This is a genomic window from Rhodococcus sp. NPDC059968 (assembly GCF_042738615.1).
Taxonomy (GTDB): Bacteria; Actinomycetota; Actinomycetes; order Mycobacteriales; family Mycobacteriaceae; genus Rhodococcus_F.
Genome location: NZ_JBHWUE010000019.1, coordinates 84,579 through 106,798 on the forward strand (window position 1 = coordinate 84,579; position 22,220 = coordinate 106,798).

Annotated in this window: 19 protein-coding genes; 10 read left to right on the top strand and 9 right to left on the bottom strand. The window is 62.5% G+C overall.

The window, feature by feature from the left end:
• Window positions 1–34 precede the first annotated feature (34 nt).
• The 4 genes from ACFWAY_RS17955 to ACFWAY_RS17970 all read right to left on the bottom strand — a co-directional run bounded on the left by ACFWAY_RS17955 (window position 35) and on the right by ACFWAY_RS17970 (window position 5,604).
• Window positions 35–1,105: a hypothetical protein gene (locus ACFWAY_RS17955; RefSeq protein ID WP_378511488.1), complete on the bottom strand. Its 1,071-nt coding sequence runs from the start codon at window positions 1,103–1,105 to the stop codon at window positions 35–37.
• The gene (locus tag ACFWAY_RS17960) at window positions 1,050–2,219 is read right to left on the bottom strand and encodes a site-specific integrase (RefSeq protein WP_378511489.1); all 1,170 of its coding nucleotides are present in this window, start codon (window positions 2,217–2,219) and stop codon (window positions 1,050–1,052) included. Before ACFWAY_RS17960 ends, ACFWAY_RS17955 begins: the two co-directional genes overlap by 56 nt.
• Window positions 2,220–2,905: 686 nt before the next feature.
• A complete protein-coding gene (locus ACFWAY_RS17965) occupies window positions 2,906–4,510 on the bottom strand; it encodes an SIR2 family protein (protein WP_378511490.1) in 1,605 nt (534 codons plus the stop codon).
• Between the two features lie 212 nt (window positions 4,511–4,722).
• Window positions 4,723–5,604, bottom strand: coding sequence for a hypothetical protein (locus ACFWAY_RS17970; protein ID WP_378511491.1), 882 nt, complete (start codon window positions 5,602–5,604; stop codon window positions 4,723–4,725).
• A gap of 240 nt (window positions 5,605–5,844) precedes the next feature.
• Here ACFWAY_RS17970 and ACFWAY_RS17975 point away from each other — a divergent pair, with 240 nt between their 5' ends.
• Window positions 5,845–6,780: a hypothetical protein gene (locus ACFWAY_RS17975; protein WP_378511492.1), complete on the top strand. Its 936-nt coding sequence runs from the start codon at window positions 5,845–5,847 to the stop codon at window positions 6,778–6,780.
• 352 nt (window positions 6,781–7,132) lie between these two features.
• On the opposite strand, the gene ACFWAY_RS17980 is transcribed toward ACFWAY_RS17975, so the two are convergent.
• A complete protein-coding gene (locus ACFWAY_RS17980) occupies window positions 7,133–8,230 on the bottom strand; it encodes a hypothetical protein (protein WP_378511493.1) in 1,098 nt (365 codons plus the stop codon).
• Between the two features lie 396 nt (window positions 8,231–8,626).
• Between ACFWAY_RS17980 and ACFWAY_RS17985 the strand changes: the two genes are divergently transcribed.
• From ACFWAY_RS17985 to ACFWAY_RS17995, 3 genes are all read left to right on the top strand, one after another.
• Window positions 8,627–9,085: a hypothetical protein gene (locus ACFWAY_RS17985; RefSeq protein ID WP_378511494.1), complete on the top strand. Its 459-nt coding sequence runs from the start codon at window positions 8,627–8,629 to the stop codon at window positions 9,083–9,085.
• A 194-nt stretch (window positions 9,086–9,279) separates the two neighbouring features.
• On the top strand, window positions 9,280–9,786 hold the full coding sequence (locus ACFWAY_RS17990) for a hypothetical protein (protein ID WP_378511495.1): 507 nt from the start codon (window positions 9,280–9,282) through the stop codon (window positions 9,784–9,786).
• A gap of 224 nt (window positions 9,787–10,010) precedes the next feature.
• Window positions 10,011–10,946: a hypothetical protein gene (locus ACFWAY_RS17995; protein WP_378511496.1), complete on the top strand. Its 936-nt coding sequence runs from the start codon at window positions 10,011–10,013 to the stop codon at window positions 10,944–10,946.
• 68 nt (window positions 10,947–11,014) lie between these two features.
• Here ACFWAY_RS17995 and ACFWAY_RS18000 read toward each other — a convergent pair whose 3' ends face one another.
• Window positions 11,015–11,578 carry a hypothetical protein gene (locus tag ACFWAY_RS18000; RefSeq protein WP_378511497.1) on the bottom strand — a complete coding sequence of 188 codons (564 nt, stop codon included), beginning with the start codon at window positions 11,576–11,578 and terminating at the stop codon, window positions 11,015–11,017.
• 152 nt (window positions 11,579–11,730) lie between these two features.
• Between ACFWAY_RS18000 and ACFWAY_RS18005 the strand changes: the two genes are divergently transcribed.
• Window positions 11,731–11,988: a hypothetical protein gene (locus tag ACFWAY_RS18005; protein WP_378454209.1), complete on the top strand. Its 258-nt coding sequence runs from the start codon at window positions 11,731–11,733 to the stop codon at window positions 11,986–11,988.
• A gap of 173 nt (window positions 11,989–12,161) precedes the next feature.
• Here the strand turns inward: ACFWAY_RS18005 and ACFWAY_RS18010 are convergent, their stop codons facing one another.
• On the bottom strand, window positions 12,162–12,437 hold the full coding sequence (locus tag ACFWAY_RS18010) for a LuxR C-terminal-related transcriptional regulator (RefSeq protein ID WP_378511498.1): 276 nt from the start codon (window positions 12,435–12,437) through the stop codon (window positions 12,162–12,164).
• 264 nt (window positions 12,438–12,701) lie between these two features.
• On the opposite strand from ACFWAY_RS18010, the gene ACFWAY_RS18015 reads away from it, so the two are divergent.
• The 4 genes from ACFWAY_RS18015 (at window position 12,702) to ACFWAY_RS18030 (ending at window position 17,275) form a co-directional block, all read left to right on the top strand.
• On the top strand, window positions 12,702–14,576 hold the full coding sequence (locus ACFWAY_RS18015; RefSeq protein ID WP_378511499.1) for an RNB domain-containing ribonuclease: 1,875 nt from the start codon (window positions 12,702–12,704) through the stop codon (window positions 14,574–14,576).
• Between the two features lie 198 nt (window positions 14,577–14,774).
• Window positions 14,775–15,488, top strand: a complete 714-nt coding sequence (locus ACFWAY_RS18020; RefSeq protein ID WP_005566945.1) for a ParA family protein — start codon at window positions 14,775–14,777, stop codon at window positions 15,486–15,488.
• Window positions 15,488–16,351, top strand: a complete 864-nt coding sequence (locus ACFWAY_RS18025; protein WP_378511500.1) for a ParB/RepB/Spo0J family partition protein — start codon at window positions 15,488–15,490, stop codon at window positions 16,349–16,351. The genes ACFWAY_RS18020 and ACFWAY_RS18025 overlap by 1 nt, the downstream gene beginning before the upstream one ends.
• Before the next feature lie 312 nt (window positions 16,352–16,663).
• Entirely contained in the window at window positions 16,664–17,275 is a 612-nt protein-coding gene (locus ACFWAY_RS18030) for a recombinase family protein (RefSeq protein WP_378511501.1), read from the top strand.
• 514 nt (window positions 17,276–17,789) lie between these two features.
• Here ACFWAY_RS18030 and ACFWAY_RS18035 read toward each other — a convergent pair.
• Together ACFWAY_RS18035 and ACFWAY_RS18040 are read right to left on the bottom strand one after the other, a co-directional pair.
• On the bottom strand, window positions 17,790–18,485 hold the full coding sequence (locus tag ACFWAY_RS18035; RefSeq protein WP_378511502.1) for a hypothetical protein: 696 nt from the start codon (window positions 18,483–18,485) through the stop codon (window positions 17,790–17,792).
• A 1,311-nt stretch (window positions 18,486–19,796) separates the two neighbouring features.
• The gene (locus ACFWAY_RS18040) at window positions 19,797–21,227 is read right to left on the bottom strand and encodes a PASTA domain-containing protein (RefSeq protein ID WP_378511503.1); all 1,431 of its coding nucleotides are present in this window, start codon (window positions 21,225–21,227) and stop codon (window positions 19,797–19,799) included.
• Between the two features lie 473 nt (window positions 21,228–21,700).
• Here ACFWAY_RS18040 and ACFWAY_RS18045 point away from each other — a divergent pair, with 473 nt between their 5' ends.
• Window positions 21,701–21,880 carry a hypothetical protein gene (locus ACFWAY_RS18045; RefSeq protein WP_378511504.1) on the top strand — a complete coding sequence of 60 codons (180 nt, stop codon included), beginning with the start codon at window positions 21,701–21,703 and terminating at the stop codon, window positions 21,878–21,880.
• Window positions 21,881–22,220: the final 340 nt, after the last annotated feature.

Below are 22,220 nucleotides of genomic sequence, written 5' to 3' on the forward strand. Positions count from 1 at the left end.
GAGACGAGGCGTTTAGAGACCCTCCACAAGCGACTCAGGTGTCGTCGTCGAGGATGCCGAGCATCTCGGCCAACAGTTGGTCGGCGCGGTCTTCGATGTCGTCCAGAAGGGCGGTGACGTCGCTCAGGCCTTCGTGGGCGTTGTGGCGTGCCGCGATACCCCGTTCGTAGTAGTGAGGGTCGAGGGCCTGGTCCGATTCGGTCGGTGATGTGGTGGGTGCCGATGCCGACCGTCGCGGCGGAAGAGTGTGTGCGGGAGGCCTGCCGGATAGGTGCGCCTGGGTGATGGCGGTGATTGCGCGTGCGGTCAGCGGCGCCGGGACCAGCGGCGTGTGGCCCCAGCGGTTGATCGAGGTCAGCAGCGGTCGGTCATCGGCGAGGTAGGCGGCGTCGAAGCCGGAGAGGTCGCCGCCAGCCTTCAAGTAGTCGGCGAGAGGGCGAATGGCGCCGTGGTTGCGGTCGAGGAATCCGAGGACCTCCGTCCACCTCCGATAGACCGCCGCCACCGCGATCCCGGACGACACCGGCAGAGCGGGAAGGATGATCCGGTCACCGTCCACGGTGAGCAGGGAGGCATCGTTGTCGCCCGTGACGGTGATGTCCCGTCGGCGCAGCCGGGCGATCTGCTCGAAACCGACCCTGGCCGCAGTCAGGACGAGAATGATGGCGTCGCGTCGGCCGAACAACCCGGCCGGCCACCCGGTGACCGGAATCTGAGTGATCCGCTCGGCAACGAGGCCGGAGATGCGTTCCCGCCGGGCAGCTCTGGTGGTGTTGAGGGCGCGGCGGATCTCTTCGCTGCTGCCGGGGACGGGATGTCCCTGCCGGCGGTGGACGGTGTTGATCACGCTGACCCGGCGGCGTTGCGTCGCCGGGGCGGCGGGGTTGTCGTACAGGAACCGGGCAAGTTGTTGCGGTGTGGCGGGGATTTGGGGTTGGTCGGTCGCGGCGCACCAGTCGGCGAACAGCGCCCAGGCATGCCGATCCCGGGCAGAGAGGTTGTGCGTTGAGGCAACGCTGGCACCGCTGCCGGGTGTGGTGGCGTACAACTCAAAGTCCGAGGACAGTGACGGCGTTCCCGACCAGAGGGGTGCGTTCGCGGGCATACACTTCGACCATTTCCGGTGTGGTGTGCCCGGTCTGACGCATGATGGCGTGCGCGTTCGCGCCGTTGCGGAAGGCCTGGGTGACGAAACCGGCACGCAGCGAGTGTCCGCCGAGCTGGGTCACCAGGGCGGGGTCGTAGCCAGCTTGTTCGGCGCGGCGGCGGATCGCCTTGTGCACCGCCGCCCCCGACAGCGCGGTCTCGGACAGGTTGCCGTTCTTGCGGATCGACCGGAACAGCGGCATCCGCGCGGTGGTGCGCGGGACGCCGCCTCGGCACACGTGCGCGTCGAACGGTGCGGCGGTGGTGAGGAGCCGGATCACCCCGGGGCGCCCGCGGGTGTCGAATGCGGCCACGACCTGCGCCCACCGGATGTACGCGCAGGGCGGGCAGCTGTCGGGGCGGTCGGTGAACGGCAGCGCTCGCACGGTCCCTGCGCCTTCCTGGTCGGTCTTCGATCGGCGTAACCGCACGTGCACGCCGTCGTGCCGGTGCACGCTCACGTCGGCGCCGTCCAACCCGACCAGTTCGCTGCGCCGGAACGCGCCGGCGAACCCCATCAGCATCAGCGCACTGTCGCGGCGTTCGAGCACCGCGCCGGCCCACCCGGTCACCGCAGTCCGGGTGGCGCCGACGATGGTGACGATGTCCGTGGTCAGCAGGGCGGCCCGCGGGGTGCGGGGCCGGTCCCCCACCGCGGCGTAGTCACGACGGATCCCGGACAGGGTGGCGCGCACGACCTCCTGCCCAGTCGGAGACTCGCGGCCGGTGCGGTGGTGGTGATGGGCGATCGCAGCCACCCACTTGGTCAAGGTCGCCGGCGCATACACCCGGATGCCGTCCGGGCCGATGGTGTCGGCCGCGTCGACGAGGTAGGCGGCCACCGTCGCCGGGTGCGCCGGCAGCGGGGTATGCCCGCAGGTGGTGCACCACCGCTCGAACCGCCGCCACGCCGACGCATAGGTGCGGCGGGTGCCCTCGGACCGGGACTCGGCCACCGACCGCCCGATCCGCGCCGCCACGGCCTCCGGCAGGTCCGGAAACACCGCCGAGGTGTCGCCGGTAACAGCAGCCGCGGGGAGGTCGCGCGGACGTAAGCCCTGGTCGATCGTCATGCCGAGCACGCTATCGGCACCCTCCGACACGGTTGAACGCAAAAAACGCGCTGAGGTGGGGTTTCCCGGGGGACGGTGCGGGAAGCGGAATTCTCGTCACCGACCGCGCACAAACCGGAAGTAAGCCGCCATGGTGGCAGTGAGAGTGCTCGTGGACAGCATGGTCGTCGTTTCAGGACGTGTTCGCCTCGGAGCGTTGACCGGCGGGGGAACGTTGATACAGCTGACTGTCCCAGAAAGGTCGCCATCTCTGATCAGGCGATTCAGCGCCTGAGAAAGTTTTCTGACACACGACACGAGGTGGAAACCTTCAACGTCGTTCGACTGGTAGCCCTTCCCCACGTGCCGATCTGCTCGCAGTGCCAACCCATCGTGGAGCCGCCCGCCAGTGTCTCGCGCTTCGTTGTCTCAGAAGTGGTCGATCCCGAGACCATCCCGGATTCGACGGACAGAGAGATAGCCCCCCGCCGCCAGTGGCGCTGGGACGACCACTCCGTTCGGTGAGAATCCGTAGATCCGTAGATCCTCATATCCCTCGATCCGTCGATCCGTCGATCCGTGACGCTCGCCTACTAAAGGCACGTTGTCGCACGAATCAGCGCTCAGAAAGCACCGAATCGACAAAGTCTCGGATCTAACAGATTCCCGGACACCCAGCATTCTCGATGCTACGGCGCGATGCGTTGTTACTCGCTCTTGTCGTAATCCAAGAATCGGCTCACTGCCTCCATGGAGTGCGCGGCCTCGTCCCTTGTAACCTTTCGACCCTCGTGGAGTGCTAGATTACGCAAAGTAATAGCCCCTCGGACGTCGTTCACGGCAGCACGATCAATATTATTCTCTGTCGCGAACTGGTCAATTAGACGAATTACGCTACGCGGACGATTCGAATCATCGAGGTCTTCGAGTTTAGAACGCAATTCTTGTTCCAAGCGAGACGTTGCCATAATCAAGGCCGACCTGTACTCGCCCTGCTGAAACAGGCGCTCGGATTCCTCACCTTCGTCGATCATTGTTATATGCTGAGACGATATCAACCAGGCTCTAATCGCGGAAATCAGTCTTTCCGGATCTTCATACACATCATCTCGCATAATTACGCGATGACGGGCGATATCAAAAGGAAGACCGACGGCCGGGTCCGCGATCAACAATATCGAATCTGGGTCCTTTGTGGAAAGCGCCAGTATTGCCTCCGAAATTACCCCTGGAGACGAGATGTCAAAGATCGCCATCTTGGCACGCGATAATAGTGCATTGAGCTTTACCTGCACCGTTTCACCCGGCGTGAAGACATCCTCGGGAAAAATTGGAGTTACTTCAAGGCCGCGGAAAGCTTCATCGATGATGGGGCGGTAGGTTGAGACCAGGCGATACGGGACGGAGACGAAACAACTATTGCTGTCCTGCCCGGGCAAGCTCAAGTCAATCAACGTTGCTTCGTTGGTGCTCCTGCTAGCGCTAATCGCCTCCCTTCTCCAGTACTCATCAATTTCCGTGAAGAAGCGCTTTAGGACATCGCCGTAGTCGTCGCCATCCACCAGCGGCAAGTTGATTACGCGGACACCGCGTCGCTCAAACCTGCTGACAGCGTGAGTGGAGGCGTTCACCGTAACTACCCATAATGGTCGAACCATACTGCCCAACCTATTTTTGAGCAACGCAAGAATCTGACGGGTATCAGGGTCATCGAGGCTGTAACCAATTAGAATGGCCGTGTGATCAATTAGGCTCGCAGCAAGATAGGTGACAAATAATGGATTCTTTTCGAGGAATCCATCGTAATCCTCCTCGGTCAGCACCATCTTGTGAGGATGATGGACGTCGCCGTGCAGTTTCAAAACCGAAGGACCAATATATGGGTTTACGGTAGTGAGCTGAAACTCTTCCAATATCGGGAGACACGACTTGTGCGCCAAATCATACGCTTTTTCAAGCAGTAGATCGAAGTTCGTAGTTATTACGCGTTCAAAGTTAATTTTTGCAAATGCAAGATGTACGCTGCCCGGCACTGCATCGTGGACTCTCACCAGTTCCGCAACTCGCGCAACCGTCGCAACACGGCCGTAAGCGTGCTCGTAAGCAGAAATAGTGTCGAGCGTGTTTTCGAAATCGAAGTTGGAAATTTCTTCAGCGAGCTTTGTTCCCAACGTTCGCCAATCAACAGGTGGCGCTCCGGACGCTATAGAGGCGTTCTTGGATAAACCGGCGCCGACGATGGGCATCCAACGTCCAGCTACGAGATCTTCAAGAATTGGGGGAGGCACCAAGGACAGAAGCGAGTCAGCCACGGACAGACCTTACATCCTCCCATTCGAATCAGACGTCGCCACTGTTTCGTCTACTACGCCGGAATCGTTCAACCGGGCGCTCGGCGGACTGGAGCATGGAGCATCAGCGACGGCGCCACTGCCGCCGTTGGAAACGCCGCGCCGCATCGCCGGTCAACGGGACCGTGCTGGGGACCACGCCAAGAGCGGTTCCTAGGTGCATGACCGCATTACTACCCGCAGTCCTCGCTGCTCGCACGAGGACTCTTTGACTGAATGTCGCCAGCGACATATTCCAGCACTTCGGACGCGGTGGGAACTCTGTTCAGCTTCTTCTTCAGCAGCTGCGGTCCTTCGACCATGGCAACCATGATCACCTGCATTTCCTGAGTGCGTTCGTAGGCCGCCCCAAAGTCATCCATTGGCATGAGGGGCTTGTAGTCGTCCGGAACCCCAAGACCGAGAATGCGTGTCATCTCGATGGCAGACAGGATCCGGTTTCCATGCTCGAAAATCTCGACAAACCCAAGGTCAGCAAAGAGCGATGGATAATTTGGGGCTTCGGGGCCACGGTCGTTCAGCCGCGTGCCGGGAGGAGTGACATGGAGCGCTTCGCTATGAGCCCTGTAGTCGATGGGCTCAAAGTGTTCGTTCGAGTAGGGAGGTAAACCCGCAGCCTTGAGTCTTTCTCGGACGGCCGCGGGGCCGAATTTCTTCATCCGAGCTTTCCGTTCAGCGTTACGCCACTCGACAGCGTTGCCCGGATGAGTCGCGAAGTCCAGCAGCAGGCCTTCAATCTCCATCACGTCTCGCATCGCGTCTGCGGCGACGCCCTGGTAGCCGGACAAGGTCGCTTCGAGAGCAGTCTCGAAGTCAGCACGAGCACGACACACTAAGAACACTTGATCCGCGAACTCCGGGGATGCCGTAAACGACACGACCGCTGTATCGAGGTAGGCGTACAGCTGCTCAATGCCTTTAAGGCGCATACCGTTCATGTAGTCCGCCAGACGCTGCGCTCGTCGCTCCTCTGCCATCTGAAGTGACTTAGCGATCAGCGGTTTCGTCTCGACCAGGGCGCGCAATGAGTCCTGATAACCAGGAATGCCGGACATAGACGCCAAGGTACCGGCGATCTAGATTCCGTGCCGAGATACCAGCATTCGCAGCTCCAGTCTGCATCACACATACCCAAGGCACACCTGAACATCGTTCCCTTCAGAATTCGCGCGAAGCGCGTCGTTCCGATCCTCACAGCGCGCGCCATGATCACAACACCTTATGGACCTCGGTGACTCTAGGTTCCACGGTCCAGCAGTGTTAAGAGTGACGCAGAGACCTGACTGGGAGGTTCGATGGGAACAGTACTTGAGGGGCTGCGTCATGCTCGGGTGGTAGCGCAGCAACATATGAGGGATCGAATCGACCAGGGAACGATGTGGGATGAGCGCACAGTCACTCATCTGCTTCTTGCGGAGGCGTACAAGGAGGGTGAGATCATCCGCTACGCGGAGTTCACCCAGCCGCAGGAGTACGAAGTCGGCGCCGACTGGATCTGGTGGTTCATCGACCGGGCTGACGAGTGCTTCGGCATGCTCATACAGGCCAAGTCACTCAAGGTAGCCGGTGACGGGCACTTTCGGATCGACTTCAGTTACGGCCAATCACGCCAGATCGTCCAGCTCCAAGACAGCGCCAACATCCTTAATATGCCGGCAGCTTATGCGCTCTACTGCGGAGATCCCACTTACCGTGCACAGCTCGCGTGCCAGAGAGGCTGCGCACAGCCCGCGTGCGCAAGATGTGAACAGAAGTCGGTTTCGGTGGTCGCAGCGCTAATCGCGCACCACAGCATCGAATACGGGCCGGCGATGTCCGCTGTACAGTCCTTCCAAAATGCGGAGGCGCTCGAAACGTTAGGAGAACCTATATCGGCCGCCCCACCGCTCGCGTTCACCAGAAGCCGAGTTTTAGCCCCCGACCTAAAGCGCTTCCTCTCTCAGCCTCAGAGCGGAGCAAGGGCGATCGCGAAGTCGTTGCTCGATCAGATAATGCGAGTGCGCGCAGGTCAGTTTTCTGCCCCGGTCACAAGTTTGGTTGATGCAGGCGAGGACGTGATCTTCCGCGAATGCCCCGATGATCGCGGGCACTTTTCGGTTTCGTACATGCCCCATGTTCTGCGCGGGTTGCGTTTGCGACCACCAAGTTACGTGTCTGACTTTATTCGCTTCGGCATCGTTCCCGACCATATTGTCGCTGCTGCCGGTGGGATCGCGGTAGTTGTCATCTAAAGTCCTACTCAACGCCGCTACGAGCGGCTCGGCAGGGGCGTTCGCAAGTGGCAACGCGTCGGGCGTCCGTTGTTCACCGCGGTAAACAAAGTCAACCTGCAGTCGCTTTTGTCGCAGCCTGTCCTACGCGCGAGCGCCCGAAGCGCTCGATGAGCTCGTATCTTCGACCATGTCTCGTGGTTGGATCGACATAACGCAGCGGCATGCAGCGGCCATACCCCCGCTCAGCTTGAGTAAACGCAAGTTTGACCGGGCGATGTGCGAGGCGTTCACCGCTTCGCGATCGGCAGACGGTACAGCGCAAACCTCGTCCAGAAAGCTCAATTGGGTCGCACGCTTCGCGGCCGATCATTCATTCCGCCTCGTTCGACCGACTCTGGGTCTCCTCGATGCGCTGCCGCTGCCGGACCCCGTACGCCGCCTCCTTGACGGCGGCGTCGTCCTCGAGACCCGACCCGAGCGCCCCACCGATGGTGGCGATGGACGCCAGCAGCCAGGCGAGCGTCAGGTAGTCGGAGAAGTTCACCCCGTGCCCGAGAATGCGGGACAGCAGTTCCGGGGGAAGAGTCAGACACGCGGTGAACAGCAGCAGGCAGAACAGGGCTACGTGCAGCACGACGACGCCGATGACCAGGGTGGCCACGGTCGCGGTGTTGTACAGCACAGATCGATCGCGCTCCTCCGGCGACGTCGGCCGCTCCCACAGTTCGTGGTCGAGGATCAGCCAGAGAATCATCGCCACGATCGACAGGACCGTCGCCGCACTCATACGCCATGGACCCATCGTGTCGGCGAACAACCAGATCGTGTTGGTGGCCAGTGCGATCGCACCCGTGGCGAAGGCGCCGACGAGGACCTTCGACAGTCCGGTGACCAGCCGCCACGGCCGGTTCGCCCGCACCATCCCCGACAGCAGTCGCAGCCGCCGCAGCCCCGAGGGCGCGAAGTACCGGATACCGTCCTCAATCTGCACACACGGGAACCGTCGCGCCGCGCCGGGGGGCATGAGTTCCGGTTCCCCGAGGACGCGGGCGATCGCGAGTTCGGTAACGGTGCGGACGCGGCGCTCGATGTGGACGCCGCCCACCCCGGCGACCGAGATGAGTGCGAAGTGGTGGTCGGCGCTGACGTCGGCCACTACCGGCAGGGTCTCCTCGCGACGCGGCAGATCGGTGAGGTACACGACGATGTCCTCCTCTTCGGAGGACGGATCGACCGCGTCGATCACATCTGGGAAATCCGCTTGCTCGTCGGGCAGGTAGGGCTTGCGGCGCACGCACGTCGTCCACCGACGCTCGAGGCGGTCACGGCTTCGCAGGCGTTCCGGCAGACGCTCCGCGACGCGTTCCGCGAGCGCCGCAGGCTTGCCTGGATCCGCGATCAACAGCACCGAGACGTGCTCACCTGCTGCCTCGGAGTGCCCGCCCTGCAGGTGCTCGTTCGCCGTCACCGCCTTCGCGTACCCGCTCGGTCTGCCCCCAAACTCCCAGGCAGTGGGCGCGAGTCGATCACAGCGCCGCCGGGCTGTCCGTGTCCGGTAGATACGTCCACCCGGTCCGCGGAGGCATCGTCGACAAGAGCGGGAATCGGTGGGATCTTTATGCTGGCCGGTGTGCCGGGGCAGATCGACCGATCCGGCGCGACGGTCCCTCAAAGCCGGTCATCGATCCGCTCGCGGGAACCACCTGTCCGTCGGCGCGTTTCCGGACCGTTCCGCAGGTGGGTTCGGTGACCTGTCATTGAGCATCAGCGGATCCTCCGGCGGTTCTCGAAGATGGATACAGAATCGATCGGACTATGGAAGGTGAGACGAGTGCGATACACAGGCAGCGCAGAGGTCGACCGCATGTTCTGTCTGAAGGACGAGGATGAACGCGCGTGGGAGGAGCTTCCGCCACTTCCGGAAATCGGCTTCGGCCTAGCCGCGAGCGATCCCGGGATGATCTACGTCTATACCGGGATGTACATGGGTCCGCTCGATCTCGAGGTGGAAGTGCTCGGCAACCGTCCAGTCACTGTCGACGACGGTTGGGAAGACATCGAAGAGGTTTCGTTCGAGTCATTTTCCGACTCTGTCACCGTGCTGACCGACTCGGAGACGCCGATCGCTGGTTTTCCGCCTACCGTCCTCTCCGCCGGCGCGGGAACCTACCGCGTCCGAGTCCACTCATTCGGGCGTGACCTTAAGTGGGACCTCGTCGCGGAAGTGCCGGTCGAGCAGTACAAGATTCAGATCTGGCCCGCCAGACTAGCTGGCCCGGTCGTGGTCCAACATCGGAGTGTGCACGCGGTGATGGGCCGCTGAAAGGCCTCCGATTTTGTCCGCTCATCGATCGCTGACCGGGGCTTCGCATTCGTGGCTACCCAGGTACGACCAGTGCAGGCCGATTGACGATCCCTGACCGCCCGATTGAACGATCCCTGACCGCCTGAGTCTTCGCTAGCGGACAGAACTACTTTGTTGCCCGCAGCGAAGATCTGCCCGTTCATACTCGAACGATGTCGCAGTTCAGCTGGATCGACTACCCCGTCTCCCCGGAACTGGGTGCAATCGCGCACGGACCGCTCCTGCTATCCGACTCGAACGGCTACCGCGTGGGACTTCGATACCTCATCGCGTATCGGAATGTCATGGATATGGCGCTGACCGTCTCCGCTTCGGGATTGAAGTCAGCGGAGCTTGCCGCCCAGTTCCGCACCACCTCCGCCCAGTTCCGCACCACCTACGTTGCCGCCGATCTGCCTTCGGTTGGAACGTCCGAGGGCGGGTTCAGTACGTGGGTGGTGTCGCCCGAACTGAACATTTACACGGAGAGGTCGAGCCAGAATCCGCACACGGAGGAAGGGCACTACGTCCGTGAGTTCTCCTACGTCATCAATGGGCGCCCCACCGGCGCCTTCCTCGAAATCGAGTACCGATGGCCCACCATCGGCCTCGACCGGACACGCGTCGTCTTGGAGATTCCACCGGCTCGAGCTCTCGACGAAGCGATTGTGCCGATCTGATCCGCCTCGCCTCCGCCGAGGAGTGCGACACCCACGAGATAGGTCGAAGATCGCTCGCCGGTTGTGGATCCTCAACTGGAACGGTGGGATGCGGCCGAGAAGGGCCCTTCGGCCGCTACCGTGACAGGTGGGGAGGTGGCCACGTGGAGTCGACACCGTGGGTGCAAGTGTTGGTGCAGATGGTGCATGGTCCTGATGTGTCGGTCCGTGGAATTGTGCGCAGCGTGGACCGCGACAACCGTCCACGCAACAAGGTCGGGTGGACCACGATCGGAAACCAGTTGCCGCCGACACTCGCCGGCGGTGGTGTCGACGCGACCGAAATGCAGGTGTGGCGCGATGGGATGCGTGTCCGCATCGAGGAACCGGACGGCACTTTGGTGTTGTTGTGTGACGGCACCACATGCTGGCGGTTCCGGCCGGACCGGGATCTTCCGCTCGCCGCCCCGGTCGAGACGTTGCAATTTCGGGGCAACGGCACCGATCTGCTCGCCCGTCAGCCCGCCGAGCACTGGATCGGCGACGACTTCACCCGCCCCGTCGGCCCGATCGCGACCACGGTCTTCCTCGACCGCCCGGCCTGGACATTCGAGTTGGCGCCACCGCCGCACAAATCCCACCCGATGCAGATGGTCGTCGATCAGGCCACCGGGCTGGTGCTTCAGCAACGCAGCGACGGGGCCGGCCTGGTGGAGGAATGGGTGGAGCTGACCGTGGGCGAGGTGTTCGACGACGCGTTGTTCGTCTGGGACGGTGCCGCAGACTCCGCCGCGGACGAGCACCGCCGCCAACTCGCCGAGCATCACGATCGACGGGCCCAACGTCTCGACTGGTTCCGCACGCATGTCACCGCGGAGCCTTTGCACGTTGCGGTCGTCGCGGACTTGAACGTGGACTACGTCCACACCTTCGACGAGCACACCGGAGCGTTCGAGGCCAGTCTGGGAAGACGGACGATCACCGGATCCCTGGCTCGCCGCCCGCACTCATCCCAGCCGTGGGAGTTGCGGTGGGCGGGACCGGTTCATCGATGGTCCACCGCAGACTTCGACTGGGCAGTTGCTCTGCACGACACCGAACTTCCCGTCAGCAGCCTGACCACGTTACAAACACGACTACACCCAGGTGTGTCCGTCCTCGATCCATCTGGCGGGACCTAGCCCTAGCCGGTACGTCGCCGGTGGCCGATCGGATTCCGGGACAGCAACCTGGGCGGACTTGCGGTCAGCTACGGGAAGGTGGTCAAACCTAACGGGCGAGCCGGACTACCGATACCGGCCTGTCCCCAATCGAAGTCGTCAGGCACCCTCAACGGCTGACCATTTCGGTCGACGAACACCACGAACAGCACCGGCCAGCGGCCGCGCTCATTGCGCTGGGCATGGACGAGATACGCATTGTCGGACCATTCTGGGCCGAGCACTGCCCGCGCCCATCCTTCTGCCTCGCTTTTCGACAAGGGTATCCAGTCGAGGTCGTTGGACGAGCCGGCGCGGGGGCCATGACTGTTGATCCATACCGACAACTGTCGTGCACCGGATGAGACTGGGATGCTCCCCCAAGAGCTCGGGTCGTCGCAGGAGCAGTGCACCGTGACGACGCAGCGAGAGGATTCCACCGAGCTCCCGGACAGGTGCGGTATTTCCGTGGTCAGCTTCCAACGTGCGATATCGAACCCCGGCTCGTTCCATTCCTCCAGCGTTCGCCTGAACCAGCCGCGCAAATGATCAACGTCTTCGACGTATGTCGCGACGACAATGTCCGCGACCTCGATTGGCGTGCGCTCCACCATCCCAGTCTCTCACCGCAACCCCAGGCTGAGTGGCTTCGTGCTCATCACCGTTTGCGGATCGTTGACCGGTCGGTGCCCCGAAGCGCCCGATACAGTCACGGGGATGGATCAAACAATGCGCGTCTATCCAGCGGGCCAGGCCGGACCTTCCGGTGGACTCTGACAACCAGGCTGCCGTCGCCAGCGGCGATCGTACCGACGACCTCCTCGCCAGGGCGGTGACCGGGGCCCTTACGGCGGGCATGTCGTGGGCGCAGATCGCCGCACAGCTCGGCGTCCTACCCCCAGTCGCCCGCGACCACGCCGCTCTGACCGATCATGACTGGCAAGAAGCGATAGTTGCCCATGAGAATGCCCGGGCAGCACGGCTCCACGACCAAGCCCTGCCCCGGCGATCCGGGACGCCCTGAAGGCCCTAGACCGCACGCCGGCCGGTCCACACAGGAAACTAGTCACGACGCAGCGTCAGGGCCCGCCGAGAATTCCCGGCCACGCCCGCAAAGATCCTCCGCACTGAACAAGGCCGACGGGTCAGCCCCTCTGCAACGCTCTGAACCGTTAGAGAATGCAGTGGACCGTCGCGTCAGAGCTCAGCGAGAGACACCAGCCCATCCTGCAGCGCCCGGACCAACAAGCCGGACTTATCTGCAACGGGGCGTCCGACAGCAGCGTACTTCGCTCGGATCCGGATCAGGTGGGTGTTGATCGTGCCCAGGCTGATTCCCAGGCCGGACGCGGCAACCGCCTTCGATTCACGACGCAGCCACAGGCGGAGGATCTCCAGCTCGCGCGGTGTCAGCGTGGGCCGCCGTTGCGGTTCCCAGACAGGGTCGGGCGTGGGGTCAGGGACAGAAGCCATACCGATCTCACCTTCTCGAGCCGCCGCGCTTGCCGCAGGACGGCACTGTGCGATTCGACGCTGGGCGCCATCCGGATGGGGCAGCACACGGGGCTGCGACATCAAGAATGTCCGTTTTGTCCGTTGTTTACCGCGGTAAACAAACCGTACCTGAAGCCGGTTTTCAGGACTCGCGGGTAATGCTCCTATAGGCGCGTCGCTGACGGCACCTGGTGAAATTGGTTATCGTCGGAGACCTGTAGAACCAAAGGGGGTGCGGCGACCATGACATCTTCGACAGTCACCGACGTGTCGACGCTGCTGATGATCGATTCGGCGGCTGCGCGGGACCGGGACGACGCCTTCTCGGTCATCCCGCTCGGCGGCGGCGGGTGGGCGGTCGAGGTCCACATCGCCGGCGTCGCCGACATTGTGGAACTGGGGTCGGTCGCCGACGAGCAGGCGTTCCTGCGGGCGCAGACCCGATACCTGCGCAGTCGCACCATTGCGATGCTCGGCGAGACGGCCGAGCAGGCTGCCACTCTGACCTCCGATTCCCGGCGGACCAGCTTGCGGGTCACCGGCACTCTCACCCCCGACGGGCAGTTGGTCGACGTCACCGTCGGCCGCGGACAGATCCCGTCGGGCCGGTGTGTGGCGGTCGATCACGCCGAGGTGCCCGGCATCCTGACCGACCCGGCACATCCGCTGCACCGCCCACTGGCCGCAGCGGATGCGGCCGCACAGACCTTGCTGACCGCCCGCCGCGACGGCGGCGCCCTCGCGTTCTACGACCTCACCCGCGGCTGGGCAGCCAACGAGGACGGAGCCATCGTCGCGATCGCCGCCGAACTGCGGACCGTCGCCTACGTCATCGTGCAGGAGATGATGATCGCCACCAACGAAGCGGTCGCGCTCTGGTGCGTCGAACAGGGGTTGCCGATCCTGTTTCGCAACCACCGGCCCAACCCGGTCGCCGGCAGCACCGACGAGCTGATGCACGAGATCGCCGCCGCGGCCGGGGACCCGGACCTGTTCGCGAAACTGCGTGGGCGGCTGCTGTCGACGTTGCGGGCCGCGAGCTACGATCCGACGGTCCACGGGCATAACGGTCTTCGGCTGAGCGCTTACACCCATGTCACCTCACCGTTGCGGCGGGTGGCGGACCTGATCAACCAGCGGATCATCTTCGCCCACCTGGACCGCTGCCCCGGCCCTTACACCGGTGAGCAGTTGGCCGCCCTCGGCGCGGATCTGAACCGGCGTACCCGCGCCGCCCGGGAGGCGAAGAAGAATCACTTCAAGCACGCCGACCAACGGGTCGTGGCCGAGCAGGCCACCGCCGATCTCAGTGCACTGGACGGTCGCCGATTCCACAAAGTGGTCAAAGCCGAAGCCGCCGCACCACTTCGGGCCGAACTCGCCGCCGAGCTCGCCCGGCGCGTCGACGCCGACCTGCTGACCGCCCCGGATGTCGCGGTCCTGATCGACGCCGCCGACCCCAGCTGGCTTCCCCTCCAGCTCCGCGTTCTGGACACCCTCACCGATAGTCACCCGGAGATGGGGCCGAGCGTGGTGTCGGTGTGGCGGCAAACCCACCCCGATCAACCCCCCACCGACCTCGAGACCCGACAGAATGGCGCCGACCACAACCCCCTGTTCGCCGCCCGCGCCACCCACCAAGGCATTCGCGGACCGTGGACCATCGCGGCGGCGAAGAAACCTGCCGAACAGGCCACTCTCTGGGCGGCAGTGCGCGCGCAGTTGACCGGCACCGATCACCCCGATCCGGAACCGGAATGGCCCACCACGCCACAACCTCCGGAGCCGTCGACTCCCCCACCGGCGCCGGAGGATTCCGGTTCCACCATCTCCGCGGAACCGCACCGGAGGACCGCCCCGGCCGCGCTGAACCTTGACGGGGCGAAGAAGTCCAAGGCGCTCTCCAACCCCACCGCGTGGCTGATGAGCCTCGCACAGAACAACAATCAGGCCCCACCCGAGTGGGAGTTCCACACCGACGGCCCCGCGCACGCACTCCGCTTCACCGCCACAGTGCATCTCGCCGGCCACACCGCCACCGCCACCGCGACCGCGAAAACCGCAGCGAAGACCGCATCCGCCGCCGCGCTCGTCGAGGCACTCTTCACGCAGCACTAAAGCTAATGATGTCCGTTTTGTCCGTTGTTTACCGCGGTAAACAACGGACAAAACGGACATGCCGAGGTGTGGCGGATGATCTTCACATCATTTGGCAGCCCCGCCGCGTGTCGGATCTGCCGTGACCGCCTGGTGCCGTACCGTGCATCCCGTCCGAAGTAGCCCACACGAGTGGGTGAAGCAAACGGAAAGGGTCCCATGACCATTCATGCCCTCCTCAATCAGAAGGGCGGCGTCGGAAAAAGCACCATCGCCGTCAATCTCGCGGCCGTCACCGCCGATGTCCTCAACCAGGATGACGATCCCGATGCCACCTCTCCCGTCGCCGCGGTGTCGATCGACCCGCAGGGCTCGGCGATCTGGTGGGCGGATCGCCTCGAGAATCTGCCGTTCCACATCGTGCAGGCCCACGACGATCTCAACGGCCTGCGTCAGCTGAATCAGCTGCCCGGCATCCGCCATACCTACGTCGACACCCCCGGATGGATCGACCTCGCCGGCGCCGACGACACCAGCGACCCGCTCGGCCGCGGCCCCGCCGCCGACGCCCTACGAGCGGTGCTCGAGGTCGCCGATCACGTCATCGTGCCGATGGAGACCGAACCGCTGTCGTTCGATCCGACCGCACGCACCATCCGAAAAGTCCTCGAACCCCGCGGCATTCCGTACACGGTGGTGATCAACAACTGGGATCCCCGCGATGGCAAAATCGACCTCGAGGAGACCAAGGACTTCGTCCGCGCGAACAAGTGGCCACTAGCGAAAACCGTAATCCGCCACTACAAACTGCATGCCCGGGCCAGCGCCGACGGCCTGGTGGTCACCGAATACCCCGCCAACAGGGTCGCACTGCAGGCCCGCGAAGACTTCTACCGGCTGGCTCTGGAACTGCGGATCGACGGTGGTCGGTGATGGCACGCGGCACCCGTACCAACCTCGCGGCACTCGCCGGCGTCGTCGGCGACAACTCCCCCGTCGACCGTCCCGCTTCCGGTGCGACTCCGACCAATGTGCCGCTCAGCGAGCTGGCCCCGAATCCGCGCAATCCGCGTGATGACCTCGGCGATCTCAGCGATCTGGTCTCGATCACCGGTACCCAACTTCAACCCGCACTAGTCGTGACCCGGGACGCCTATCTGCGGCTGTATCCGGAGGACGAAGCCGAGATCGGGCTCGCCCGGTGGGTGGTGATCAACGGGTGCCGACGACTGGCCGCCGCCGAAAACTTCGGGCGCCCCAACCTCGACATCGTCGTCAAGGACGAGGTCGCCAAGGACCGGGTCACCCTGCTCGCCGCGGCGGTCATCGAGAACGTCGGCCGCCGCGACTTCGACGTCATCGAAGAGGCCAAGGCCGTCGAACTCCTGATCAGCGAGTGTGGGACGGTCGAGATGGCCGCCATGAAGCTCGCCAAGTCCAAGGGGTGGATCTCTCAACGGCGGGCACTGCTCCGCCTAACGCCGGAACTGCAGACAGCACTCCGCAACGGAGAACTCGCCGTCCGCACCGCCCGCTCCCTCGCCCAGGTCCCGCCCGAGGCCCAGGTCCAGGCTTGGGCCGCGGAGAAGGAGCGGGAACACAAGAAGCCCGAGCCGGATCCCACCCCTGAATCCGAAAACCGCAACCCGACAAGAACTCCTGTCACCGCGGCGAAAGTCACGCGCACCTTCCGACGCCTCGAAGCCGACCCAGCCACTCTCGCCGACGCCCTGGTCGACTACCTCGACGCCGACGGACTGCAAGCCCTCATCCAGGCGCTCACCGATCGACACTGATCCAAGCCACGTCACGTCGATTGCGCCTGCGTCGACCCACTCCAACGTGAGCAGACGCCGCTATTCGCTTCGTCAGCTGTTACCGAGGCCCGACCGACAAGGCAAAACGGGCTGAGCGCCGTTCTGCGGTCACCAGCGTCCGTTTTGGCCAAGGACATACCGGCACACGCGAGAACGGCGCTCCACGACGAACCTGTGGCTGGTGAATCGGCTTCGACCCGTTCGTTTTAGATGTCCGGTTGAAAAATCCGGTAAGACGCGCCGGAAACCGAACGATGTGAGATGTCGGCCCGTTCGGCGATACTGGCGAGCATGAAAATCGGCTACGCACGGTGTTCGACCGCCCGACAAGACGTCGCCGGCCAAGTTGCATGGCTCGGCAAGCTCGGCGTCGACGACGCTCAGGTCTACACCGATCACGGCTACACCGGGCGCAACCGGAAACGGCCGGCACTCGCCCGCGCGCTCGAGGTCTGCCGCAGCGGCGACGAGTTCGTGGTGACCAAGCTCGACCGCCTCGGACGCTCAGCCCGCGACCTCCACGAGATCGTCGACGGACTCGTCGAGTGCAACGTAGCCCTCAACATTGATGGCAAGGTGTATGACCCGACCGACCCGATGGGCAAGATGTTCATCGGGTTTCTGGCGATCATGGCCGAGTTCGAGTCGGACCTGAACAGGCAACGCACCCGGTCCGGCGTCGAGGTCGCGAAAGCCAAGGGCAAGATGCGCGGCAAACAGCACAGACTGTCGCCGCTCCGCCGCAACCTCCTGCTGCGGGATCACGAAACCGACCGATTCACCGTCGACGACCTGTGCGCGGGCTACGACCTCAAGCGGACGGCCCTGTACGAGAACCTCAAGCTCGCTCGTGTGGAACGCACAGCGACGGAGCCGAATTCGCCGGACGAACTGTCAGCTTGAGCCGCTACTGTTCGTCCGCCACGACTATCCTCCGAGCCAGCCAGCATCGAAGTCAGGAATGTCGGCATCGAACTCGGCGAGATGCCCGAGTAGGCACTCGACCAGCCCTCCTTTGAACACAACTCACGCGCCGCTCACCTCGGGTGATCACCTCATTTCGTCCCGTCTGCAGGTCCAATACAGCGCTCAAAAGGCACTACTCCCTCTGTCTCAGAAACGTCTGACAGCAAGGAGCGGTCCAACGCAGATCGTGAGACGGGTTTCTGAGACACATCACGGTTTGATAACTTTCGAGGTTCGATCGACTGGTGGGCCGTTCCGTGGTGCCATTCAGGTCGATGCGGCCGTGGGTCTCCAGAGAGGATGGCCGTGTCTCGCGCAGCGGCGTCTCGGAAACGAACGAATGAGAGACGACCCGAAGTGGCGAATAACTATCCAATGTGGAACAACCGGCGCCCCGTTCGCCGCCCCCCGATCCGGGATTCTTCACCGGCTGGGGACCATAGGTCATTCTTCAGTTCGAGTCAGACGATCTACCTGCGTCTTCGAAGTACGGCGCGAGCACAGACTGATCACGAGGATAGGACTTCCTTCCCGCGTCCTTGACCGACCACCTGCCCACTACTTGGGCAGGAAATTCAGGTTCGGACACGTCGTAGCAAAGCGCGTAACCCGCATCGTCAGTGAATTCGGCGAACGGGACTAAACGATGCGAATTCACTATCTCGCTGCTGTCGCTTACGACTGCCCGTATGCCAAGTCCAGGGTTAATAACTGCAAGCTCCTGATCATCGGGGTAATAGGTGAGGAACGGCGTGTGCGCGGGGGTGGAATGCGCCGATGGACGGACAATTAGGAACTCGAACCACCGAACAAAATAGATAGGGGAATCGCCCATATTTGTCAACGTCACGAGCCAGCCAGCCCCGTGCCATCCCCCGAAGTGAAAGCTCGGCGGGTCTGCTACCGCTACGACCCTGACGACGACCTGTTGCGCTCTACGTCGCGCCCGCTCCGACTTTTCTGCTTCATCCTCGTTTCGCCGACGTAGTGCGACCACGACGTTATAGAGGGTCAAGACAAGAGCTGCGGTCGTTGCAATTCCGCTTACCCACTGCCCGGCTGGGCCCCATTGGATGCCCCATCCGAGCTGGCGGTTAAGCGCGGCGAGACTGACAAGAACACCAAGAACGCCAAGAATCATCGACATGAGTGCCAGCGCTCGGCCTGCCATGCAGGTCACCCCGTTCGACTCGCAGTTCGACGGGCCCACCAGCGCCGCCCTGAACTTGAGTTATCCGGCCGGTGGTTGATCGTCACCCTTCTTACGTATGTCATCTTTTTGGCTGTCCATCATGCCCCAACCCTCTACACGGGCGCGGTTTCGAGGGCTATCCGGTTTGACGCTAAAACACTTAGTCCGTCTGCCTGCTCGTATGAGTAGTCGAGCTGCCTGCGTGTAGTCGGGGTCGATGAGGCTCTCGCTTAGCGTCCTCCAGGATTCGTGTGAGTTTCCTTCCATCCTGTAAGGGAAAGACGGGCCTTCGAGCGTGAGTTCTCGCTCGTACCACCTAGTGTATCCGTGGTACGAGTACATATCGTTAGCTTGAAAACGCAGGCCATACAACGTTATTGACCCCCGCCGATTGTTGAAGCAGTCGAAATAGGTGTACCCGTCGTCCGTGGAGCGATAAGTTTCGACTTTGAGGCCGGGGCCTGCCACGCGGATCGCTGCAATGGAGATCACGATACTGGCTGAAGCTAAGAGGCAGCTCACGATTGCTGCGATGCTTCCGAAAGTAGCTGTATCCCACATATCAGTCATTATCTCGAGGGAAGCGCTCTGGAAGTGGGCTCTTCCGAAATCTCAGCCTGTTGAGCGTCGACCACCATCACCCGGCTGGCACCTGGTCGAAGCATCTGTGACCGAACCGCGGGCAGATCCGGCGACACCGGTGACAGCGACGGGGCAGTCCGCAGCGCAGTTCGTGGCCGATTGGTTCGCCGCTCTGGCGAAGGATGTCGCAGCCGGAACCGATTCGTCGGCGGTGACGTCGGCGCCTCGAGTGACCTCGCCGTCTACGACGACCCCCCGAACCACTGCTATGCATACGGCCGCGACGACACTCGCGACCCTTGGCAGGGATGTGGTGTCTCACTCATCCGCGTCTCGGAAACGGCCATTACTGAGGCACCGCCCCAGTGAGGAAACACCCACATCGACTGAAAGCTTGCTCGAGACATCTGGTCCTGCCACGTCAAGATGATCCGCCCCGCGCAGCCCAAGAGACCGGCCTCTGCAATGCAAGCAATACCAGCATTCATTGCATTCGAATCGCTTCCGCTTGCAGCTCCACCACCGCCTCGATTGGTGTGTACTCACGGAATCAGTGCGCCAGAAACGAACGAATGAGAGACGACCCGAACTAGCGGATAACTATCCTATCCAATGCAGGTCAAACTGCCCCGTTCGTCGCTCCGATTCTTCACTAGTAACACGAAACTAAGCGATATTGGCCTATCACGGAAATTGCACAGTTCCAGGGCACTGAAGCACCCCTCTGTACTCGTACTCCTCGGTTACTTGAGTCGGTTTCCTGGAATCAGGCCCCGCAGGGGGTTGCCCACCGAACGTGATCCAACAGGGCCTGGATCCTCCGAAGGCAGTGGAGTCGAATTCTGGCGTCCAATCCGGTGTCTTTACCTCGAAATCCGCGTCATTTCCATAGCCATAGCAGTAGGCAGCCCGCGTGCTCTTGAGGAAGTAATCGATGCACTGTTCCGTAAGGTCCTTAATCTGATTAATGTCGTCGGTTCCTGCCACGAAGCGCACGTTCGACTGCCCGCCTAGATGTTCCCTTGTCACTCCGCGTGCTCGCACCATCGATCCGGAGAACCGGGGAGCCGGGTCCGTCGTGGTCGGGATCGCCGTCGTCGTGGTCGGGATCGCCGTCGTCGTGGTCGGGATCGCCGTCGTCGTGGTCGGGATCGCCGTCGTCGTGGTCGGGATCGCCGTCGTCGTGGGTGCTATTGCGCTCACTTCAGGTTCTGATTGTTCTGCAGGTGTGGATACTGGTATCTCGTCGTGTTTGAGAACTCCGAGGACTATCTCCTTCCGATCCCCTACTCGATCACCAGCAACAATCGACTGAGTGACGACTTGCCAGTTGCTCTCCACTATGACTGTTCGGTCATTGCCCGAGGCGTCGATCGTTTCCACCTGAAGGCCGGTGCTAGCCAGCAAATCCATTGCTTCCGAAAGGTTTTGACCAGCTACGTTGGGAACAGCCGCCTCTGGGTTGAGGCCTTCCTCGTCGGTTGTTATCGCCGCCAGAAGTCCTACGAGGCAAAGCAGCGCTACGAACACAGCGATACCCAGCAGAACCTTCCCAGCCTTGGTGGACTTTTGACCGTTGGGCGCGGGACCTACAGGCTGGTCGGCCGCGGCGCGTTCCTCGGTTTCGCGTTGGGCGTCTGCGGAGGTGTCGGATTTGGGTTGTATGGCGGCGCCGGGTTCGGCTCCGGATGCCTCCTGCTTCGGCTGGTGTGCTCCGCGCATGCCGGGGGGCAGGTCGGCCCTTCCTACCCTGCCTAGGTGGTGGACGTAGTGACTGACGAAGGCCACATCTGCGTCCTGGAGTATGCCGAAGTACAGCCGCTGGTTGTCCCTCGTCGTGATCACCAGCTGTTTCGCTGCCCCAAATGTTGGCAGGTCGAATCGCGAGATGTTGTCGGCGTCGACTGCTCGCTTAGGCCCCTTGGCCGCTACATCGCGGCCGGAGAACGCAAGCACCCGCGCATTGGTAACTGCCAAGCCATCGCACGGCGGACGCATCACAGTAGTCCTCGCCAGGGCCCATACGAACTCGCCCGGGTAGAGATGGCCTGCCAGTGCAGCCATCCACTTCTCGGCAGCCTTCGCCTTGAGTTTTGGGGCAATTTGGAGCGGCATGCTGATCCTGTTCGCTGCTTCGCAGTTCATACCTACGGCTCGGCGTCGTACCGGCGACTTCGACTGATGCGATCCCTCTATCATGCGGATTCTCATCACTGAACGTTCCATTCCCACCACTGCTCTCCGGACGCAGATGTCGGTCATCGCACCGAAGGACCATCGGGGGTCACCATGTGGTAAACAGAGTTGGGCAGGCGCTCAGCACGTCCTCGGCCGGCCTCCCCTCGTAGCAGTAGCCGAGCCTTCTTCACGAATCTCACCTACGGTCTCGGAGTCGCCATCTAGAACGATGTGATCCAAGTCACATATCGTTGCGCCCGGGAGTGGCGTTACCTGGATCGTCTCCTCGTTGCTCTCGTTAACCGTGGCGGTCATATCAATCATGCTCATGGCGCGACATCGCCAAGCCGAACTGCACGACGCACACTCTGGCTGGAGCGCTTTGAACAACAGGAACTCGGCGCGGGCGCTTGGGGCGCGCACAGCACAGCATTCCGAGCGAAGCGCGAATCGAGGGTCTGGATGCTGACTGGATCGGCAACCTGATACCACTGAGGCGCATATTCGGCGTTTGGGTCTTCGGTCTCGCGATGTTCGGGCTTGCAGCCATCGTGGTGATTGCGAAGACCCTTTTTACTCTCGCCGCCTGACCTGAGGACCATCCCCTTCTGATGTCTCACTGATCGACGTCTCAGTAATGACCGATTGAGAGACAACCCGAAACAGCGCATAACTATCCAGAGCCGATCACCGCTGTCCCGTTCGTCGCCCCGATTCGGGATTCTTCATCGGACGGGTGCTATCGGACCGTGCAGCCCAGTTCGTTTCGGCCCAACGGAGCAGGGTGAGTCCCAATGGCGGATACGGGTCGTTGCTGAGCGTTGGGGCAGCGCGTCAAGCGTGGCCAACTGCCGGGGTGGTATTTGACAGACGCATCCTGATCCTGACCAGACGCAACGAACCCTTGTCGTAAGTGATCTGCGGCTGGGC

Excerpts from the sequence above, each read along its gene's own strand:
- ACFWAY_RS18040 (WP_378511503.1), bottom strand. The coding sequence starts at position 21,227 with ATGCCGCTCCAAATTGCCCCAAAACTCAAGGCGAAGGCTGCCGAGAAG.
- ACFWAY_RS18035 (WP_378511502.1), bottom strand. The coding sequence starts at position 18,485 with ATGTCGATGATTCTTGGCGTTCTTGGTGTTCTTGTCAGTCTCGCCGCG.
- ACFWAY_RS17990 (WP_378511495.1), top strand. The coding sequence starts at position 9,280 with ATGTCGCAGTTCAGCTGGATCGACTACCCCGTCTCCCCGGAACTGGGT.
- ACFWAY_RS18030 (WP_378511501.1), top strand. The coding sequence starts at position 16,664 with ATGAAAATCGGCTACGCACGGTGTTCGACCGCCCGACAAGACGTCGCC.
- ACFWAY_RS18010 (WP_378511498.1), bottom strand. The coding sequence starts at position 12,437 with ATGGCTTCTGTCCCTGACCCCACGCCCGACCCTGTCTGGGAACCGCAA.
- ACFWAY_RS17955 (WP_378511488.1), bottom strand. The coding sequence starts at position 1,105 with ATGCCCGCGAACGCACCCCTCTGGTCGGGAACGCCGTCACTGTCCTCG.
- ACFWAY_RS17960 (WP_378511489.1), bottom strand. The coding sequence starts at position 2,219 with ATGACGATCGACCAGGGCTTACGTCCGCGCGACCTCCCCGCGGCTGCT.
- ACFWAY_RS18020 (WP_005566945.1), top strand. The coding sequence starts at position 14,775 with ATGACCATTCATGCCCTCCTCAATCAGAAGGGCGGCGTCGGAAAAAGC.
- ACFWAY_RS17970 (WP_378511491.1), bottom strand. The coding sequence starts at position 5,604 with ATGTCCGGCATTCCTGGTTATCAGGACTCATTGCGCGCCCTGGTCGAG.
- ACFWAY_RS17985 (WP_378511494.1), top strand. The coding sequence starts at position 8,627 with ATGTTCTGTCTGAAGGACGAGGATGAACGCGCGTGGGAGGAGCTTCCG.
- ACFWAY_RS18000 (WP_378511497.1), bottom strand. The coding sequence starts at position 11,578 with ATGGTGGAGCGCACGCCAATCGAGGTCGCGGACATTGTCGTCGCGACA.
- ACFWAY_RS18025 (WP_378511500.1), top strand. The coding sequence starts at position 15,488 with ATGGCACGCGGCACCCGTACCAACCTCGCGGCACTCGCCGGCGTCGTC.
- ACFWAY_RS17975 (WP_378511492.1), top strand. The coding sequence starts at position 5,845 with ATGGGAACAGTACTTGAGGGGCTGCGTCATGCTCGGGTGGTAGCGCAG.
- ACFWAY_RS18015 (WP_378511499.1), top strand. The coding sequence starts at position 12,702 with ATGACATCTTCGACAGTCACCGACGTGTCGACGCTGCTGATGATCGAT.